The 19,748-nt window shown below is 46.3% G+C and carries 19 protein-coding genes; 7 read left to right on the top strand and 12 right to left on the bottom strand.

All coding sequences use genetic code 11. The features are described from left to right. Positions 1-102 precede the first annotated feature (102 nt). From UXZ23_RS03995 to UXZ23_RS04005, 3 genes are all read right to left on the bottom strand, one after another. A complete protein-coding gene (locus UXZ23_RS03995; protein WP_320819353.1) occupies positions 103-1,122 on the bottom strand; it encodes an efflux RND transporter periplasmic adaptor subunit in 1,020 nt (339 codons plus the stop codon). Then, positions 1,119-2,465, bottom strand: a complete 1,347-nt coding sequence (locus tag UXZ23_RS04000; RefSeq protein ID WP_320819354.1) for a TolC family protein — start codon at positions 2,463-2,465, stop codon at positions 1,119-1,121. The genes UXZ23_RS03995 and UXZ23_RS04000 overlap by 4 nt, the downstream gene beginning before the upstream one ends. An 84-nt stretch (positions 2,466-2,549) precedes the next feature. Beyond that, on the bottom strand, positions 2,550-2,906 hold the full coding sequence (locus UXZ23_RS04005; RefSeq protein ID WP_320819355.1) for a hypothetical protein: 357 nt from the start codon (positions 2,904-2,906) through the stop codon (positions 2,550-2,552). Positions 2,907-3,113: 207 nt separating this feature from the next. On the opposite strand from UXZ23_RS04005, the gene acnA reads away from it, so the two are divergent. Next, positions 3,114-5,885 carry an aconitate hydratase AcnA gene (gene acnA / locus UXZ23_RS04010; protein WP_320819356.1) on the top strand — a complete coding sequence of 924 codons (2,772 nt, stop codon included), beginning with the start codon at positions 3,114-3,116 and terminating at the stop codon, positions 5,883-5,885. Positions 5,886-6,043: 158 nt separating this feature from the next. Here acnA and UXZ23_RS04015 read toward each other — a convergent pair whose 3' ends face one another. From UXZ23_RS04015 to UXZ23_RS04040, 6 genes are all read right to left on the bottom strand, one after another. Beyond that, complete coding sequence (locus tag UXZ23_RS04015) at positions 6,044-7,228, bottom strand: AI-2E family transporter (RefSeq protein WP_320819357.1); 1,185 nt, start codon at positions 7,226-7,228, stop codon at positions 6,044-6,046. Then, complete coding sequence (locus UXZ23_RS04020; RefSeq protein ID WP_320819358.1) at positions 7,225-7,497, bottom strand: hypothetical protein; 273 nt, start codon at positions 7,495-7,497, stop codon at positions 7,225-7,227. Before UXZ23_RS04020 ends, UXZ23_RS04015 begins: the two co-directional genes overlap by 4 nt. Continuing rightward, positions 7,494-7,907, bottom strand: coding sequence for a hypothetical protein (locus tag UXZ23_RS04025; protein WP_320819359.1), 414 nt, complete (start codon positions 7,905-7,907; stop codon positions 7,494-7,496). Before UXZ23_RS04025 ends, UXZ23_RS04020 begins: the two co-directional genes overlap by 4 nt. Before the next feature lie 62 nt (positions 7,908-7,969). After that, positions 7,970-8,467, bottom strand: coding sequence for a hypothetical protein (locus tag UXZ23_RS04030; protein ID WP_320819360.1), 498 nt, complete (start codon positions 8,465-8,467; stop codon positions 7,970-7,972). A 259-nt stretch (positions 8,468-8,726) separates the two neighbouring features. Continuing rightward, complete coding sequence (locus tag UXZ23_RS04035) at positions 8,727-9,545, bottom strand: hypothetical protein (RefSeq protein ID WP_320819361.1); 819 nt, start codon at positions 9,543-9,545, stop codon at positions 8,727-8,729. A gap of 15 nt (positions 9,546-9,560) precedes the next feature. Further along, positions 9,561-9,683, bottom strand: a complete 123-nt coding sequence (locus UXZ23_RS04040) for a hypothetical protein (RefSeq protein ID WP_320819362.1) — start codon at positions 9,681-9,683, stop codon at positions 9,561-9,563. Between the two features lie 366 nt (positions 9,684-10,049). On the opposite strand from UXZ23_RS04040, the gene UXZ23_RS04045 reads away from it, so the two are divergent. The 4 genes from UXZ23_RS04045 to UXZ23_RS04060 all read left to right on the top strand — a co-directional run bounded on the left by UXZ23_RS04045 (position 10,050) and on the right by UXZ23_RS04060 (position 14,307). Beyond that, the gene (locus tag UXZ23_RS04045; protein WP_320819363.1) at positions 10,050-10,709 is read left to right on the top strand and encodes a hypothetical protein; all 660 of its coding nucleotides are present in this window, start codon (positions 10,050-10,052) and stop codon (positions 10,707-10,709) included. Next, positions 10,696-11,259 (top strand): hypothetical protein, encoded by a 564-nt coding sequence (locus UXZ23_RS04050; RefSeq protein ID WP_320819364.1) that lies wholly within the window; start codon positions 10,696-10,698, stop codon positions 11,257-11,259. The genes UXZ23_RS04045 and UXZ23_RS04050 overlap by 14 nt, the downstream gene beginning before the upstream one ends. A 58-nt stretch (positions 11,260-11,317) precedes the next feature. Then, a complete protein-coding gene (locus UXZ23_RS04055) occupies positions 11,318-11,560 on the top strand; it encodes a hypothetical protein (RefSeq protein WP_320819365.1) in 243 nt (80 codons plus the stop codon). A gap of 266 nt (positions 11,561-11,826) precedes the next feature. Then, on the top strand, positions 11,827-14,307 hold the full coding sequence (locus UXZ23_RS04060) for a DEAD/DEAH box helicase (protein WP_320819366.1): 2,481 nt from the start codon (positions 11,827-11,829) through the stop codon (positions 14,305-14,307). 161 nt (positions 14,308-14,468) lie between these two features. Here the strand turns inward: UXZ23_RS04060 and UXZ23_RS04065 are convergent, their stop codons facing one another. From UXZ23_RS04065 to UXZ23_RS04075, 3 genes are read right to left on the bottom strand one after another with little or no spacing between them, the layout of a single operon-like run. Then, a complete protein-coding gene (locus UXZ23_RS04065) occupies positions 14,469-15,344 on the bottom strand; it encodes an ADP-polyphosphate phosphotransferase (protein WP_320819367.1) in 876 nt (291 codons plus the stop codon). Between the two features lie 36 nt (positions 15,345-15,380). After that, positions 15,381-17,750, bottom strand: coding sequence for a phosphoketolase family protein (locus UXZ23_RS04070; protein ID WP_320819368.1), 2,370 nt, complete (start codon positions 17,748-17,750; stop codon positions 15,381-15,383). Between the two features lie 15 nt (positions 17,751-17,765). After that, positions 17,766-18,143 carry a hypothetical protein gene (locus UXZ23_RS04075; RefSeq protein WP_320819369.1) on the bottom strand — a complete coding sequence of 126 codons (378 nt, stop codon included), beginning with the start codon at positions 18,141-18,143 and terminating at the stop codon, positions 17,766-17,768. Between the two features lie 150 nt (positions 18,144-18,293). On the opposite strand from UXZ23_RS04075, the gene UXZ23_RS04080 reads away from it, so the two are divergent. Together UXZ23_RS04080 and UXZ23_RS04085 are read left to right on the top strand one after the other, a co-directional pair. Then, complete coding sequence (locus UXZ23_RS04080; RefSeq protein WP_320819370.1) at positions 18,294-18,800, top strand: zinc ribbon-containing protein; 507 nt, start codon at positions 18,294-18,296, stop codon at positions 18,798-18,800. Between the two features lie 82 nt (positions 18,801-18,882). Continuing rightward, positions 18,883-19,731 carry a PRC-barrel domain-containing protein gene (locus tag UXZ23_RS04085; RefSeq protein WP_320819371.1) on the top strand — a complete coding sequence of 283 codons (849 nt, stop codon included), beginning with the start codon at positions 18,883-18,885 and terminating at the stop codon, positions 19,729-19,731. Positions 19,732-19,748: the final 17 nt, after the last annotated feature.

The raw sequence follows: 19,748 nt of genomic DNA on the forward strand, positions 1-19,748 counted from the left end.
TCACCAGCCAGCGGCGGGCGATAGAAAATTGAATCAGTTTATCGATCATAATGAACGCCTATTTTAAGTTCAGATGACCGGTCAAAGGCGAGTAATAATGGATTAATGCGCATGTTCAGCATCCTCCTTACCCAGCTCCGATTTCAGAATAAAGCTGTTTTTGCTGACATAAACGTCACCATTCACCAGCCCTGCGAGCACTTCGCTGTGCTCGCCATCGCTGTGCCCTAGTGTCACGGGGCGAGGTTCAAAACCTTCCTCTCCTTGAATAAAAACGACGGGCTTGTCTTCGACAATCTGCACCGCAGCGTTAGCTACCACTAGCGGCGCTTTGACTTCGGCAAGGGTGATGTTGGCATTGATAAAGAGTCCGGGTTTCCATGCGCCGTTAGGGTTGTCGATCAAGGCACGTACCGTCATGGCTTGGTTTGCACCTTGGCCTAGCGGCGCTATATAAATGATGTCACCTGTGGCGCTTTGGCTGCCATCAAGATTGTGAATACGAACCTGCTGCCCCAAACCAACCTGAGCGGCATCTTTAGGGAAGATCGACAAGTCGACCCAAACCGTTGATAAGTCTTGTACTACCAGCAAAGGCGCTGCGTTTGTGTGCTCACCGGCATTGATATTGCGCTCGGTTACCACACCGTTGATGGCGGCATTAATCGCATAGGTTCTCAAGCTCTCATTAGCTTCTACGGTCAATAACGTATCGCCTTTGTGCACGGCATCGCCGATACGCTTATTCACGCTGCGAACAACCCCATCGAAGCGCGCTGTTACTGCCTGTACGCGCTCGGCATTGATGGCAATAACGCCATATACAGGCAATACATCGCTAATAGTCCCAGCAGTCACGGTTGCTAAGCTAATGCCCGAATGCTGAATTTGATCTTGAGTGAGTTCAATATGGCCTTCGTCATGTTCTTCGTGATCAGGCTCCTCGTTTTGGTGATTTTCTTCGCCGTGATTTTCTTGTGCATGGTCTTCTTGTACATGCTCCTCGTGTCCGTGATCTTCTTCTTGATGGTCTGTCTCGGCCAAAATTTGGCCTGATACCAAGCTGAGGCAGCAAGCCGTAAGACAGATAAGCTTTGTTGTCATTGAAGTATTGGAAATCATTGTGCTGTTCCTGAAATGGTGGTTTCTTCGCCATATTGAGTGATTGCCAAAGGCTCAGCCGTCAGTTGCTCAATTTCCGCGCCGTAAGTTAATGCCGCCGCCGCTGCCTCAATTTGAGTGCGCTCTGCACTCAGCAACTCTTGGCGGGCACTGACATAATCGAGATAGCCGTAACGACCTCGTTGGTAGGCCGCTTGGGTTTCGACTAAAGCTTCTTTAAGGGCGGGAATAATGGCAGTGCGTAAGGTGGTAACCGTTGTTATGGCTTGCTTGCGGTTGTGAAAGGCGCGAAATAGTTGGGTGTGTAAGTCGAGCAGGGTGACCTCACGTTGCACTGACACCTGATGTTGTTCCGCAAGTGCGGTCGATACCGCACCGGAATTTCGCTTACCGGCAAACAGCGGCACACTAAAGCCTGCAACCAAAGCGGTATCGTTGCTTTCCTGCATGCGTCGCACCCCCAGCGACCAAGTGATATCGGCTCGGGATTGGGTTCTAGCCAGTCGTAATTCAGCCTCTTTTAAACGCGCCTGTGTCGCGAATATATCTATCGCCGGATTCCGTTCCACTTTGGCGAACAACACCTCGAATTCAACGTCGTTGCCAAACTGAAATAGATCACCCTCAGCTGTATCAAAATCCGGAGTAGTCAGGCCCCACAAAGCAGATAACGCCACTTTGAGGTATGACAGCCGCTGTTGCTCTGCCAGTAAAGCCAGTTTCGCTTGCTCGGTTGCGGCTTGTGCTCGTTTAACTTCGGCCTCAGGGGTTGCGCCTGCCTTAGCGCGCTTTTCAACAATGCGTAAGCTGTCGTTGGCCAGTTGGGCTGCGTCTTTTGCCAACTCGACCAATGCCTGAGCCGCCAGTACATCAACGTAGCGGCGTGTGACTTCACCCAACAACGACAAAGATTCCACTTGTTGTTGGGCGTACAGAGTGGAGCGATTGCCAAACACCACACCTTGGCGGGCTGAGCGTTTGTCGCCCATTTCGATCACTGAAGACAAAGCAATTGTTAGCTCTGCGGTGTTTAAACCCGAAAAATCACCGCTGCCGGCGATGTTTTCTGCATCAACACTCAACTCATAACCGGGCCGCAATTGCGCGGTTTTTGCTTGTGCCTCAAGTGCGACGTAACGGTAGGGGAATACGTCGAGGGATGGATTCTCAGACAATGTGCGCTGCACCGCATGGGTGAGCGTAATAACTGAGTTTTCAGGCGCAGCATTAAGCCCTGAAGAAAACGTAAACAATAAAAAACAGAACAGAACGCCGCGCTTGCAGATATTTCGCAGAGCACGATTCCACGCCCTAAAACTAGGCGCAGTATGTAGTGGTAACATGAAGTAGATCCTACTTATTTAAGATAATGCCAACCGCGCATCGCCATAAAAACGATAACGCAGAAAAAAACTTAAGCAGTAAAATCAGGCGATAGGGGGGCGGTACAACGACGAGGATGGTGCCACAGGAATAATGGTTTGGTAGGCGTTATGCAGCGGATGTTTATACAAATAATCCGTAGCGCTGAAACTATCGGATAGATACACATGGCAATGACAGCCATGGTGGTGGCAGTGAAATATTTCGTCGATAGCAAGGTCTTGCTCGGAAGTATTGCTAACCGTCGAGTGTTCCGGTGTTAACTCGGCTGCATCATTTGCGTATTCCGAAGAATGGGGCACTACGTCTGAATCATCGAAGGGATGCACATCCGCGGCAGCTATCACAGATTGCAATGCAATCAAGATCAACAGCAGATAAGACAGTACATTGCGATTCATAAACCGAAGTTAAAACCCATGAAGTTAAGTAAGCCATGAACCTTAGCATCTTTAGCGCTAGATTCAATATGAACTAAACCGTTTTTCCCGTACCTTACTTAGATCCGGAAAATAAACTCTTTACTATGGTATTCCTGTTGTAGGTAACACAATTCCGGTCGCATCAGGGTTCCGGCACGTTGAGTTTTAACAAACAGGAGGCACCCGATGTCGATTTCAGAATTCAATAATGAGTTTAACAAAGACAGTCTCAACACGTTATCCAGCTTCGAAGCTGGCGGTAAAACCTACCATTATTACAGTCTGCCCAAAGCCGCAGAAACGCTGGGCGATTTGAACCAACTACCTTTCTCGCTCAAAGTACTCACCGAAAATTTACTCCGCAATGAAGACGGTACCACGGTAGAGCGCAAGCACATTGATGCCATGGCGCAATGGCTAAAAGATCGAAAATCAGACACCGAAATTCAATTTCGCCCCGCACGCGTTCTGATGCAAGACTTTACCGGTGTGCCCGGCGTTGTCGACCTTGCCGCCATGCGTGCTGCAGTGGAAGCGGCGGGCAAAGATCCAGCCATGATCAACCCACTCACTCCGGTAGATTTGGTGATCGACCACTCGGTCATGGTTGATCACTTCGGTGATGCCTCCGCCTTTAAAGATAACGTAGCCATCGAGATGGAACGTAACCAAGAGCGTTACGAGTTTTTGCGTTGGGGCCAGCATGCGTTTAATAACTTCCGGGTCGTGCCACCCGGTACAGGTATTTGCCACCAAGTTAACCTCGAATACTTAGGCAAAACGGTCTGGCATAAAGACATTGGCGACAAAACAGTGGCTTATCCAGATACATTAGTGGGTACGGATTCTCATACCACTATGATCAATGGGCTGGGCATTCTTGGTTGGGGCGTGGGCGGCATTGAGGCTGAAGCTGCCATGCTAGGCCAGCCGGTATCCATGCTGATCCCTGAAGTAGTGGGCTTTAAGGTCAGCGGTAAACTCAAAGAAGGGATAACCGCCACCGACCTAGTACTGACCATTGTAGAAATACTGCGCAAAAAAGGCGTTGTTGGTAAATTCGTCGAATTTTATGGTGACGGCTTGCAAGACATGCCCGTGGCCGATCGAGCGACCATTGCCAACATGGCCCCCGAATATGGTGCGACTTGTGGCTTCTTCCCGGTAGATGAACAAACCATCAAATACATGCGCTTAACCGGTCGTGAAGAAAGCCAGCTGGAGTTGATCGAAGCGTACGCCAAAGCTCAAGGGTTATGGTGTGAACCGGGACATGAGCCGATCTATACTGACAAGCTTGAACTGGACATGGGCGAAGTGGAAGCAAGCCTTGCTGGCCCTAAGCGACCGCAAGATCGCGTCGCCCTGAAAGACATGAAAGCGTCGTTTGAGTTGTTGATGGCCACCGCCGAAGGCCCTGCGCAAACCCAAGAAACCAAACTCGATTCCGAAGGCGGCCAAACTGCGGTCGGCATTCATGCTAGCTATCATCACTCATCCAGCAAGCCACTGGAAATGAGAGGCATGAAATTCCACCTTAATCCCGGTGCGGTTGTCATCGCCGCTATTACTTCCTGTACCAATACCTCGAACCCGAGTGTGATGATGGCCGCCGGTTTGATCGCGCAAAAAGCCGTCGCAAAAGGCCTTAAAACACAGCCTTGGGTTAAAACCTCGCTGGCGCCAGGATCTAAGGTAGTCACCGACTATCTAAAAGTTGCGGGGCTAGATACTGACCTAGATAAACTTGGATTTAATCTAGTGGGTTACGGTTGCACCACCTGTATTGGTAACTCCGGCCCATTGCCCGATGAGGTTGAGAAAGCCATAACCGACGGCGACCTGACCGTGGCGTCAGTGCTCTCTGGTAATCGTAACTTTGAAGGCCGAGTGCATCCGCTAGTAAAAACCAATTGGCTCGCATCACCACCATTGGTTGTGGCTTACGCGTTAGCAGGCAACGTGCAGATAGATCTGACCAAAGAGCCACTCGGCATTGATTCAGACGGCGAGCCTGTGTACCTGAAAGACTTATGGCCAAGCCAGCAAGAAGTGGCTGACGCGGTTGCTAAAGTAAAAACCGAGATGTTCCACAAAGAATACGGCGCTGTGTTCGACGGCGATGCCATATGGCAGGGCATCGAATTCCCGAAAAGCAAAGTGTATGACTGGACTGACAACTCGACTTATATTCAGCACCCGCCTTTTTTCGAAGGGCTGCGAGAAGAGCCTGATGCGATTAGCGATATCAAAGATGCCAACATTCTGGCCTTGCTAGGTGACTCGGTAACTACCGACCACATATCACCAGCGGGTTCCTTTAAGCCGGATACCCCTGCTGGCAAATACCTTCAAGCTAATGGCGTGGAACCAAAAGACTTCAACTCTTACGGCTCGCGTCGTGGTAATCATCAAGTGATGATGCGCGGCACCTTCGCCAATGTGCGCATAAGAAACGAAATGCTAGACAATGTGGAAGGTGGCTACACCAAGTTCGTTCCCACCGGCGAGCAGATGGCCATTTACGATGCCGCGATGAAATACCAAGAGCAGAAAACGCCTTTGGTCATTATTGCCGGTAAAGAATACGGCACCGGCTCCAGCCGAGATTGGGCTGCCAAAGGCACTCGTTTGTTGGGCGTTAGCGCCGTGGTCGCAGAATCTTACGAACGGATTCACCGGTCTAACTTGATTGGTATGGGTGTCATGCCGTTACAGTTTCCTATCGGCACGAACCGCAAAAGCCTAAAACTGACTGGCGAAGAAACCATCAGCATCGAAGGCTTGTCGGGTGAAATCACTACAGGGCAAACCCTGAAAATGACCATCACCTACAAAGATGGCTCAACCACAACCTGCGACCTAAAATCGCGTATTGATACCGCCAATGAAGCGGTGTACTTCAAACATGGCGGCATTTTGCATTATGTGGTGAGGGAAATGCTTAAGTCTGCCTGAATACCTGAATAAGAGATCGGGTAGAGGGAAGACGATTAAAGCCCAGTAAGATTTAGCTTACTGGGCTTTTTTAGGTCTGGGGATTGCTGCGAACATTGTTAGTAATTGCCGATTTTAATTAAGAAGGCCACTATAAGAACAATCGAGACAGGCGATTCTTAGCCAGGCGTTTCTATCAAGCGCACCCATTGTGTAAGAACATTGAGTCTCGCGGCGGCAAGTTTCAGGCAGACCAATAAAGGTACGGCAATAAGCACTCCAACAGCACCCCAGAGCCAGCCCCACAACACCACCCATAGTATTAATATCAGCGGATTCAGGCGCATGTTGCGTCCCAATACAGTGGGGGTTATGTATTGTGCTTCGATTATATTGATACTGAAAAAAATCAGCACAGGCATAAATGCTATCCACTCTGCGCCATATTGAATAACGCCTGCGAGGTATAGAACCAGCAGCGCGATAATAGGGCCGACATAAGGGGCAAAATTGAGCAATGCGACCATCACCCCCCAGAGGAGAGCGTCGTCTACACCTGCGCTCCATAGTGCCAACCCAGTAATAACACCAAGACCTGTATTAATCACACTCACTGTCAAAATATAGCGCGATAGCTCTCGCTGTACTTCATTAAGCAAGGAGTTTGCGGCCTCTCTATCGCGCTCATGAGAAAAACCACTAATAAAGTTGGCATACAGCAAAGGACTAAATACCAGCATAAAAATGACTAGAATTAGGAAGGTAAAAAACTGTGCCAGTACGACAGGCGTAGCACCTAAAACCTCGACGACTAACTCCATTCCTCCTTGTTTAAAACGGTCAGAAACTGGATTGGTGATTGATACTGCTTCTGTTGGTTCTTCTTTTGCTTCATCGCTGCGGAACCAGCCAAACCAGCGGAAGCTTTGTTCTTTTCCAACTTGCTGAGCCGTATTTTGTTCAGCCTGCATTTCAACCGTGGATAATGTCTGACTTATCTCATTGAGTTCGGTGGTTAATTGCGATGAAAGCTCGGGAATTCTCTTACCCCATTTTTGTGCGGGTTCAGCTAGCTGCATGCCAAGTAGTGTGAACGGCACACCAATCATTGTGATAAGTATCAGGGCAGACAAAGTGCGGGGAACGTAGAAACGTTGAAGAAAGCTTACGACAGGGCTCAATAATAGGGCAAAGAGAGCCGCTACGACGATCGGCAAAAACAGGGTTTTAGCAAAGTAGAGCGTATAGAGTAAAACAATGGCGAACAGCCAATATGTAACAGCCCGCGTAGGAGTTAAGCGTGTTTGCCGGGATTCGTTTTCTTCTTTATTACTGGCTGATTCGCCCTGCGCCTGTGGGTTCATTCACCAGCCCCGAATTGTTTGCCAATGCTAAAGGCCTTACTGGTCAGTGGGGACAGGTGGCTACCGGCAATTCCCATGGAGTAAAAGCGTTGTAGCCCTATGGTGGCCGTCAATGCACCTGCCGCCGCGCCGATACTAATTAGCCAAACGGGTGGAACTTGTTTGAGGGTGCTGTGTGTATCGTGCGCGAGTAGGGTGATGTTTTCTATTCTCTGGTTGAGCGTCTGATCAAGAGCATCAATATGATTTATTAACTGGTGTCGTTTCATCGGTGATCGCCTGTATCTGTCATTCCCTGTAAAAGTCGTTTCGCATGTGTTTTGGTACGTTTGAAACCCAAACCTTTACGGAATCGTTTTCTAACAATGAGCAGAAAGGTGCACAGCAGAATCTGCAGAAGCATAAAAGTGGTTAGCGCTAAGGTTACTGAAGCGCAAAAGTCGAATACCAGCCAAGCCGCCAGAACCGTCGCCGATATCCAAGTTAGGATTATCACGGGGATCAACGCCAACCAAGTCAGCAATAGTCGCCGAGCATCTCCGACGGATAGTTGTAATTCAAGCCTGAATAAGTCACCCAGTTCTTTAACTGCAATGCTAGTCTGGCTCGACAGGGCCATCAGTTGATCCGCTAAAGTTTTCGCCAGCGCTTCTTCTTTGCTGGTATCAGTATCTGCCATATCTGGATTCGAGGCGTTCGCATCGCAGGAGCTATCCTCTCGCCCCTGATCGCTATTTATGCTCATTTACGAGTAAGAAACTTAGAAGCAATAAAACCTGCCGCAAACGCGATCCCCATCGTTTTAAGTGGGTTCTCTTTCATATATGCGGTTGCTTGATCGGTTAGGTCGCTTGCTTTATCGCGCCCTTTTTTAAGTTGCTCGGTAGCATCGGTCTTCATATCGACGCCCGCCGATTCGGCAGCCGCTTTAAAATGATTTTTTGCTTCCATCAGCTTTTCGTAGGCTTCAGCTACTGCGGCCTTGCTTGCTTCCAACTCTTTCTCTTTATCGCTACTGTTTGGCGCTGATTTTGAGTTTGCTGTTGTCATAAGAATGTTCCTTTTTTCGGTAGTATCAGTCTGATTAATAAGTTTCAGTTTGCTATCTACATCTTTTCCGAACAGCGAATGGTTGATTAGTTCATAACTATTCTCAAACAAGGGCTTTATTACACGCATTAGACTAGCAATTAAGCGTCTACTGTCTTTGCTGTATTTCTCTGAATAAATTGCAATCAATGCTAGAGAAAAACCCTATTGCTAGGGCTTCGAGGCATTAGGGAAGAAGAGGGCAAAGACTTCAACCGTGAAGTCTTTGTGTTGTGTGACACTGTAACTGTAAAATGCGTTTTATTCTTGCCTGATACTACCTTTTTACAGTAACAACTGAATACCAGCCATCATTATCTCGCGAGTGGTACATATCCGTGAATCATATCAATAACCCCTCGTCTTGCTGCCAAGCCTTCGGAGCCTAGCGCGAGGATGTCTATGTTGGCTAATTAATAATTTCTAAATAGCGCCCCAGGGTTTGACGCTCTTCTTCAAACCAGCGCTGTGATTCTTTTGTCATCACAGTGGTAGGTTGGTAATGAAAGGCCGGCTCAAATGTATCGATTACAAACCGTCGTTGAATGGTTTCATTCTTATCTTCATGGCTATATTCAAAGGTGTGTGTAATCTCATTCTTCTCTTTGTCGATTTCAAAACCGTCAAGACAAAATAGGGAGGTTTCAAGTCGGGATGCTTGGGTGGAGTGGTTAATTGTATAACCACTATTCAAGTCGCCTTGCGCCACCGATGTTTCGAAATTAAATACCTGTTTATAAAAACCAGAATCGTATTGCTTTTGCGACAATAGATCGCGCAATTGGATACCTTTGATATCGCTAATGATGTCGTCAGCTCGACCTAAAACAAGGCCAGCCCAATCGCCATTAATGATTAGAGCGCCATCCCGATGACGGCATTCACCGGTCGTCAGGTTAATTTCTTCGATTAACCTGAGGCTAACCAACGGGCCCTCTGTTCGTGACTTAAGACGCCAGTCTTCCACATAAGTATTGTTAGGTGAATATTCCATCATGCAGTCGCCCACACGATTTAAAATAGCGGGTTCAGGCCAGCGGTTGTGGATCTGAAAAGACGTTCCACCAGACCAGCTTAGGATGTCGTTCTCCCATAACGTGTCCGCGTACCAGCCCTCATAATTTAACAGTTCGTAAATTTCTTCTTGGTTACACGCTTCCCAAGTTTCTTTAACTTGGTCTTCAACTTTAGGTAAGCGCAAATCGATGGTTAGGTTGCGCCCTTGCAACCAGAAAACACGTGTTTACACATCGGTCATGCCATTAGCAAAGGAGATGCTGCGGCGCTTAAAACAGCCAATCATCCACTCAGGAACACCAGTGGTGGCGGTGTGCGAATACTGTTCGAGTAATTGTTTAAGGTGCATACGTTACCCCTAGCCTTGTTTGATGGATGCTTGGCCAAATGACAGCAGAGACTGAGATTTTTCAGGTAGTTGTATTTCGCCTTTTTCTAGGCGTTGTTTTAGATAGCTGAATGTCTGTATGGTTTGTGCGAGCAAATGATCGCCACAGATTAAGGGTTCATAATTGGTCGGTTCGTTGGAATTTAAGAACTCTGCAAGAGCGCCTGCTTAGACTGTTCAGAATATGGCAAAACCTAATGCTTTGGTATTGGTTTTGGTCTTTTTTAAATGGCCGCTTCGGTATTAAATTGAGGGGAACTACAGAGGTATTGACCTGCGGGAATAATCAGGCATTCTTCTTATGATCAGGATAGGGTAAGAAGCGGCATGATTTATTCAATACATCCCGACATCGAAAAATTCCAGCTATTTAGTATTGATGGAAAGTTCGCCCGTAAAGCTTTAGGCGAAGATACTATGTTCCATTTCGACGAATCTCCGATTTCATACTCTGACGTATGGAAACCGATGGAGTTGGAATTTTATATTTCAGGCAAGCAAAAGACGTTGCCCATACCTGATATATCTCAGCACTATGGTCGTCTCTTTTTGAACGAAAAAGCCTATGCAGCGCTAAAAGACATTCTAGAGCCTTGCGGGGAATTTCTACCCGTTTTTCACGCAGGCGGAACGGGCTACTTATTCAACCCATTAGCCCTCGAAGATAACGCGTTAAACAAAGACCTATGCAAGAAAAATGAGTGGGGCGAGATTGTTTGGATTGGTTTTAATGAAGAGCTGGTTACCAATCCCGTGTTTCGTATCGAGTACGACAGTTTCTTTAGCGTATATTGTACTGAAAAGTTTCACTCGGCCTATATGGAGGCTGAATTGAATGGATTGGTATTTGCTCAATACATAATGAATGAGCAAGCTTTTAAAAATAGGTTGAAAGAACTGCGTTGTCAGCAACGTGACGGCGCGCAGCCAGATTACGTCACTGAATCGCCAATACTTAGTGTGTTTAAAACCAATGACGATCTATAAAGTTCATGCTGACGTTCGCCATTATCAGTCAATTGTATTTGATACAGATGACTACTTAGATGTGCTCGACCCTAGCATCGGGGAGAAAGAGGCAATGTTTCTTCCTGTGGTAAATAAATCTATCAGAGAGCACTGGTCACCCATCGAACTATCGTATTTTCACAATGAAGATACAGTTGATTTGGCAGATATTAGCATCTGGAAATCTGGCCTATTGCTCATGAATGAAAAGGCCCACAAGTCTCTAGGGGCAGCCCTTAGTAGTTACGGTGAGTTTCTTCCGTGCGAACTTCACGGAAAGCCTGCGTATATATTTAATGCGTTAGTTCTAAAAAGTGACCGTGACGCCAATATAACTTACGACACTAAAAATGGGTGGAAGCAGGGCGTAGCTTCTCTAAAATTCAATCCAACAGTGAATGAGCCGTTGTTTAAATTCCACACTGAACAGACGTTTTGCTTATTTTGTAGCGAAGCCTTTAAACAACTGTGTGAAATAGGGCAGTTGAAAGGGATTTATTTCACCGCCGATCTTACTGCAGCACTCTAAAAAGGTGAGTCACACAAAAGGGAGGGGGGCAGAATGCGCACAACGATTGGAGCTGATAATGTTAAAGCGTACTGAGTTGCCAAAAGAAACCGATTTCCCAATAGGCACGAAGTTTTATATCTTCGAATGGGATGTGCCTCTTTCTAAAGAACCAAACAAAGACGGCAAAACAGTTTCGTATTTCAATTGGTATGGCGGCAATAAAAAACCTTATCCAATTGAAAGGCTTAAAATAGATAACAACTGGCCAGCTGACTCATTTGAACAATGGCTTCATATTATTGAAGAGTCCATGCAGTGAAGTTCAAGAAAGTTCCACAAGGAAGCCAACTCGCTTTCGCGTTCCGGCGCATAACATAGCTATACATCCAAACTGCGGTTAATGAAGACATGGGATTTACGAGTAACCTTTGGTTCAAGACAGCTTGAGCATGAATGGAGTCCCCATCAAAAAAGCTAGGCAAATAGAATAGGTGGCGATTCAATAGGGTGTTCGCTTGATGTCGCTTGGGTGATAGTATCGTTCCATTAATTGTAAAGATAGCTCACAAGGCAGTGTGTCCCAATATGATTGATTTCACCAAATTAGGCTCAAAATCAACCCAGCCTCCGTCAACCGACCCTCGTTCGATATTCCAGACGTTACCTAAATTACAGCCAGAAAAATATCAGTACCCTCGTGATGTACAGGCTGAGGTATGGAACCAGTGGCATGACCGAAGAAATGAGTCTGATCTGGTTTTGAAAATGAATACCGGAGGCGGGAAGACCACTGTAGGCTTATGTATCCTTCAATCCTGCCTAAATGAAGGCGAAGGGCCAGCAGTCTATGTGGCTCCTAACGATCTCCTTGTTCGTCAGGTGATCGCTGAAGCCAGAGAGTTAGGCATCAAGGTTACAGATGACCCAAAAAGACGGGAATACATGAGTGGAGAAGCTATCCTTGTCTGTAATGTTTACAAGATCGTGAATGGTCGGTCAGTATTTGGAGTCAACCACAAAAAAATAGATATCGGATCTATTATTTTCGATGATGCACACGCGTGTCTTAATACGATTAATGAGCAGTTTTCGATAAAAATACCAAGTAATAGTGATTGCTATAGCGGCTTGTTTAACCTGTTCAGCGAGTCAATAAGACAGCAAAGTGCGGCTCAGCATTTCTCTGTGTCGAATGGTGATCCCCTTGCCAGTCAGAAAGTACCTTACTGGTCATGGCAACAATCCATCGGTGATATTCATGCCATTTTGGGCAGATCGCAAGAAGAAGAGTTTCTTGTATGGCCTTACCCACTGTTACGTGAGCATCTCCTGCTTTGTGATTGCATTGTTAGTAGCAAGGAAATAGAGATATCCACATCCATCATTCCCATCGATGTAATCCCTTCTATATCGCAGGCAACTCGTAGGATTTTTATGACAGCCACGCTATCTGATGACAGCATTCTGTCATCACATTTCGGGGTGTCATCTACAGAATTAGGACGCCCTATTACACCAAGTAAAGCTGGCGATATTGGCGAGAGGATGATTCTAGCACCACAAGAGATCAACACTGAATTAACGGAAGTAGATGTCAGGTGTATGTGCCGGGAGTTATCCAGAGAGCAAAACGTTGTTGTTATTGCGCCTTCGAGCAAGAAAGCGGCACTCTGGGAGGAGTATGCTGACAGGATTCTGACCAGTGAAAATATCGAAGAAGGCATTCAGGAGCTTCACTCCAACCCAAAAGCCGGGCTGACCGTTCTAGTAAATCGATATGATGGCATTGACTTACCTGGAGATGCTTGCCGCGTATTGGTTATTGATGGCATGCCGGTATACAAGTCACTGGCCGACCGTGCTGCAGAAATTGAGTTGTCAGATAGTTCTCTTGGTCACCGGGATCTGATCCATAAAGTTGAGCAGGGCATGGGCCGGGGAGTACGGTCTAATACAGACTACTGCGTCGTATTGCTTATGGGGACAGACCTCATCTCAACATTGTATTTGAAACATGCGACAAACTTCTTTTCTCCAGGAACAAAAGCCCAGCTGGAGCTTTCCCACAAGCTCACAAGCGAATTAAGAAAAGGAAACCAGACGGCGCAAGACATCTTAAACACTATGGATGCCTGTCTGAAACGTGATCAGGGATGGGTATCTGTCGCTCTAAATGAATTGGCTGGCCTGACGTTTGGCAATCAAAGTACAGATCCTGTTATTCCGACAATCAGGGAAGCATACAATCTGTATTTCACCGTTATGGATGACTCGATTTTAAAGATTAATAATCTGGATCGAATTGATGGTATTGATGATGCTTACAGGGGGTACCTGAAGCAAATAATCGGGAAATACGTCAACCGTTTGGATCCAGAAAGAGCACAAAAAATTCAGAAATCAGCTATCAGAATTAACAGTAAGCTACTCAAACCAATCCAGGGCGTAGAACGAAAGCCATCAAATCGTAGTGCAATGGACCAGGCAATAAACACTCAGAAATACCTGAGTTCCAAATACAATAATGGCAATGAAATAGTGCTTGCAGTCAACTCTCTTGTTGCTGACCTAACCTTCGTAGAACTTGGAAGCAAAAAATTTGAAAAGGCATTATCTGATGCCGGGAAACTGATCGGGCTTATGTCGCAGCAACCTGATACTGAAACCAGTACTGGGCCGGATGTGTTCTGGTATCTTGGCCCAGAATGGGGATTTGTTTTTGAATGCAAGAGTGAAGCGACCACAACGACAATTTCAAAAGGCTATTGCGGTCAGTTAGGAATGCACGTTAACTGGCATTTAACCAGTCATCCTATGTGTAATCCGCCCGTACCAGTCATGGTGCATCCCGCATCAGATATAAAAGATCCAACCGCATTGCCACCCGATACGAAGATGTTTAACAGTGATAGTTTTGAGGGTTTTAAAACTGCTTTGCATGATTATGCTGCTGCACTGGCTTTTGGTGATAAATACCTTCAGGCCTCAGAAATACGTCCTCTGTTGGAAAGGTTTAATTTCCTCCCAGAAAGGTTTGTGAAACATTATCTGCGCTCATTAAAATGATGAATAAAAAGTGCTGATACGCATCTAAGTATAAAACCCTTGATATTCCGATAATAACAATTATCGGAAATAGCGAAGCACCAGCACATCACCGGCCAAGCCTCTCACCGCGTTAAAAGCCCAAGCCCATGCTCACGAATCCCATTCCTTTCCACTCATGGCTATTCGTCACTCACCAAACCCTCACGGATCGCCAGCAACTCTTGCCTGCGCTCTTCGCTGGTTTCTGGGTACTTCATATCCATATCTTCGTAAGCATCTAAAATAATCTGTGATACGATCAGACGTGCGTTTTTCTTGTCGTCTGCAGGGATTACATACCAAGGTGCGTGCTCAGTACTAGTCGCCGTTAAGCAAGCTTCATAGGCTTTCATATATTCATCCCAGTGCTCCCGCTCATTTATATCATCAATGGTGAACTTCCAGTTTTTTTCGGGTTGGTCGATGCGGTCAATAAAGCGTTGGCGTTGTTCATCTTCCGATAGATGCAGAAAAAACTTAATCACTCGCGTGCCATTGCGATGTAGATGGCCTTCTAAATCGACGATGGATTTATAGCGTTTGGGCCATATAGCGTCGTCTTTCAATAAGCAATCGGGCAGCTTTTGATTGTGCAGAATTTCTGGATGCACGCGCACGATCAGAACCTCTTCATAATATGAGCGGTTAAATATGCCGATGCGTCCACGCTCTGGTAAACACTGAGTTGTACGCCATAAAAAGTCGTGATCGAGTTCTTTGGCGCTTGGGTGTTTAAAACTAAATACCTGGCAGCCTTGAGGGTTAACACCCGACATAACGTGTTTAATCACTCCGTCTTTACCAGCAGCGTCCATTGCTTGAAAAATCAGCAGCAATGAATGGCTATTGTCGGCGTATTGCAGCTGTTGCTGGGCGCTGAGTGCTTCAATTTGCTTTTTTAGGAATTTTTTGTATTTCTTTTTCGACTTATAAAGGTCTTCTACCTGCGTTGGCCATTGCGATAAATCGACGATGCTCTCAGCAGGTACTTTGAATTTATTGGTCTTAATATTCATCGAGTCCCCTTATTTATTTAGCCATTTTTGGATAATTCAGGCTTGTGGCGTCCAGCGCCAATCCCGAATTTCCGCCATATCTTCACCATATTTGTTGATATAAGTGCGATGTTCAAGCAGTTTCTCATTCAATTGTAGCTTCACTTTTGCACCTGCAGAACCGAGTTGAGGCAAGCGATCAACTACGTCCATTACCAAATGAAAACGATCCATATCATTGAGTACGGTCATGTCGAAAGGCGTGGTAATGGTGCCCTCTTCTTTGTAACCACGAACATGGATGTTGCTATGATTGGTTCGGCGATAGGTCAGCTTATGCACCAGTGATGGATAAGCATGAAAGGCGAAAACAACCGGCTTATCGCAAGTAAAAAGCGCATCAAAATCTTCATCACTTAGGCCATGAGGATGCTCAGACTGCGGCTGCAATTTCATTAAATCGACGACATTAACTACTCGAATTCTTAGCTCAGGGAAGTATTTTCGTAAAATCGATACTGCCGCTAAGGTTTCTAGCGTTGGCACATCGCCACAACAGGCCAACACAATATCCGTATCTTCACTATTATCGTTGCTTGCCCACGGCCAAATACCAATTCCAGCAGCGCAGTGCTTGGCCGCTTGTTCCATCGTCAACCATTGTGGCGCTGGGTGTTTGCCTGCGATGACGACGTTTACATAATGACGACTGCGCAAGCAATGATCCATCACGGAGAGTAAACAGTTAGCATCTGGTGGCAGGTACACACGCACTATTTCGGCTTTTTTATTCACAACATGGTCGATAAACCCGGGATCTTGATGAGTAAAGCCATTGTGATCTTGGCGCCAAACATGCGATGCCAATAAGTAATTAAGCGACGCTATCTTCGGTCGCCACGGCAATTCCGCCGCGACCTTCAACCACTTTGCATGCTGATTAAACATGGAGTCAATGATGTGAACAAATGCCTCGTAGCAGTTAAAGACTCCATGCCGGCCCGTGAGTAAATAGCCTTCCAACCAACCTTGGCATTGATGCTCGCTGAGCATTTCCAATACGCGACCACTGGGCGCAAGATATTCATCGTCGGATTTTATTGCTGCCTCCCATTGGCGATTAGTCATTTCAAACAAGGCCGCCAATCCATTGGAAATGGTTTCATCCGGTCCAAATACGCGAAAGTTACGCTGCTCTTGATTGCATTTAGCAACATCACGCAAGAATGGTCCAAGCACGTGTGCATCACCAACACCTCGCACGCCTGGCACAGGTACTTCGCAGGCGTAATCACGAAATGGCGGCATCACTAAATCCTGCAATAGCAGCCCGCCGTTTGCATGTTGATTCATCCCCATGCGGCGATCACCGACTGGAGCAAGATCCGCTAGCTCTTTCATTAAGCGCCCTTCGCTATCAAACAATTCTTCTGGACGATAGCTACGCAGCCAATTTTCAAGCAAGGGTAAGTGATCAGGATTGGTCGCCGGATTAGACAGGGGTACTTGATGCGCACGAAATGTGCCTTCAATTTGAATGCCATCAACGACTTTTGGCCCTGTCCAACCTTTGGGTGAATTGAGCACTATCATGGGCCAGCGTGGGCGCGTTAAATTGCCCTCGACTCGGGCTCTATGGTGTATCTCTTTAATTTGTTGTGTCGCAACATCCAGCGCTACGGCCATAGCCTCATGCATTAGCATAGGGTCATCACCCTCGACAAATATTGGCTGCCATCCATAACCAAAAAACAAATGTTCTAATTCTTCGCGAGTGATGCGAGCAAGAACGGCTGGATTAGCAATTTTATAGCCATTTAAATGCAATATCGGCAGTACAACACCATCGCTAATCGGATTTAAAAATTTATTCGAATGCCACGCGGTTGCTAGTGGGCCGGTTTCGGCTTCGCCGTCGCCAACCACACAAGCAACAATTAAATCAGGATTATCGAACACGGCTCCAAATGCATGACTGAGTGAATATCCAAGCTCTCCCCCTTCGTGAATTGAGCCTGGACATTCGGGTGAGGCATGGCTAGGAATGCCGCCGGGAAATGAAAATTGGAGAAAGAGCTTTTGTAGCCCAGCGGTATCTTGGCTGATGTGTGGGTATATCTCACTATAGGAGCCTTCAAGATACGTATTAGCTACCACCGCTGGGCCACCATGACCTGGCCCTGAGATATACAGCATATTCAGATCGTACTGTTTAATAATTCGATTCAAATGCACATAAATAAAATTCTGACCCGGCGTCGTACCCCAGTGACCAAGTAACATGCGCTTTATATCGGTGATTTTTAGCGGTCGAGCAAGCAAGGGATTATCGAATAGATAAATTTGACCAACAGAGAGGTAATTAGCCGCTCGCCAGTACGCATCGATTAACCGCAACTGATCCGCTGCTAGCGAGGGGTTTTTCATGTAATTCTCTTCCTGTTAAGTGCCGGCAATTTCTGCTTTTATTTTGCTAAATTCTTCGCGATCAATATCACCGCGCGCATAGCGCTCGTTAACAAGATCTCTTGCGGTTCTTTGATCAGTCGATAGAAACCGCTGATGAGTTCGATAGCTGTAACCCCAATGTCCAAAGTTCGAAATCAGCAAAAAGCAAACGCCAAACCACAGCAACCAGCCCCAGCCAAAATACCAATCATTCCAATACATGTGTTCCATAAATTTCTCCGTTACTTTGTTACGCGTAATTATTCCAGTTAATTGAGTGTATGAAGCGTCAATCCTGCAATCTGTGCGCTGGCGAACATAACGACTGCAAGACAGCGCTAATACGCCTAAATAATGACTTAGCGCATTCATTCCCCATCCTTTCGTCCGTTCTACCTCCAACCCATTTAACTCTGTTCGCCAGCGCACGGACGGCGAATATTTAGAGGCTTAGGCTGAAGTGATAAATAAGGCCAATTCATGTGAAAGAATGCCCTCCAATAGAGGCATTGAGGATCTAACATGCACTCCATTAAAGAAACAAAAGAAGCTGCGACAAAGAAGTACGATTTACTCGCCGAGAAATTTCAAAAGCTCTACACAGAGGGGAGTGAGCGTAGTAGTTCTGGGATGAAAAAAGCTTTAGAGGCCTCGCGCAGTCAGCTGGTGACTGCAGGTACGTTTACCGCGGAGCAAAGTCACGACTTTAAACGCTATATGGCTCGGGATTTAGAGCAGACTATTAACGAGTTTCAACAGCTAGGCGCAGCAACCAAACAGTCCTTAAGCCCATCACGAATCGGTAGTGGCGCTTTATCATCTTTGGTCGCCATATTAGAAGTTAGTGGCAATGCGTTGCAATCTCTAGGTGATAAAGCGAAGGCGAAGTTGACGTATAAGACCGGCGAAATAACATCTGCTGGCACCTTACATTGCAACGCTTGCCATCATGCTCTAACGGTGACGACGACTGGCCACATCCCTCCCTGCCCTGAATGTGAAGCGACAGAATTCACCAAGAGCTATTAAACGGCTGGCTCGGTGCAGACTTAAATGCAACGAACTCCACTCTTAGGATTAAGCAACTATCTAACTGGAAAGGAAATTAACCATGTTGCGTAGCATGAATGATATAAAAGATTATGACTTAACTGCGACGGACGGCAGTGTTGGTGATATCAAAGATTTTTATTTTGATGATGTAACTTGGGTTGTTCGCTATTTTGTCGTCGAGACAGGTTCATGGCTTTTTAGTCGTAAGGTACTCATATCCCCAATGGCCATTAATAAGCCGAATTGGGAAGAAAAATGCCTATCGCTATTGATCAGTAAGGACCAAGTAAAAAACAGCCCTGATATCGATACGGATCAACCGGTATCGCGCCAACACGAAATTGACTATCTTGGATTTTATGGGTATCCATTCTACTGGGAAGGCGCAAATTTATGGGGCGGCAGCATGACCCCATATGCAATCAACCCCAAATTTACCGAATATATGCCAAAGCAGGAGACTTCATTCAAAGCAAATAAAGTATATGAAGATTTAGAACGAAAAAATCATGAGAATATCGATCCCAATCTTCGCAGCTGCGAGGCAATTGTTGGTTATTCCATCCATGCTAAAGACGGGGAAATTGGCCATATATCAGAGTTACTAGTTGATGAGGATACATGGGCCATTCGCTATTTTATAGTCAATACCAGCAATTGGTTTGGTGGCCACAAAGTATTGCTTTCCCCAGAGTGGGTCAGTGAGCTGCGTTGGCTCGATAACTCTGTATTCGTGGATACATATAAACAGAAAATAAAAGATGCACCTGCCTTTGAATCTGCTGAAAAATTGAATCGTGTGCGAGAAGAAGCTATTTTCGAACATTACGGACTAGCGGGTTATTGGGCCCGAAAGCCAAAGGCCAAAATCACATCTGGGAATTACCCAAACAATCCCTTATTTTGAACTATGTTAGAGTAAGT

The sequence above is a fragment of the Thalassolituus sp. genome, assembly GCF_034111725.1.
In the GTDB taxonomy this organism is placed as follows: domain Bacteria; phylum Pseudomonadota; class Gammaproteobacteria; order Pseudomonadales; family Oceanobacteraceae; genus Thalassolituus.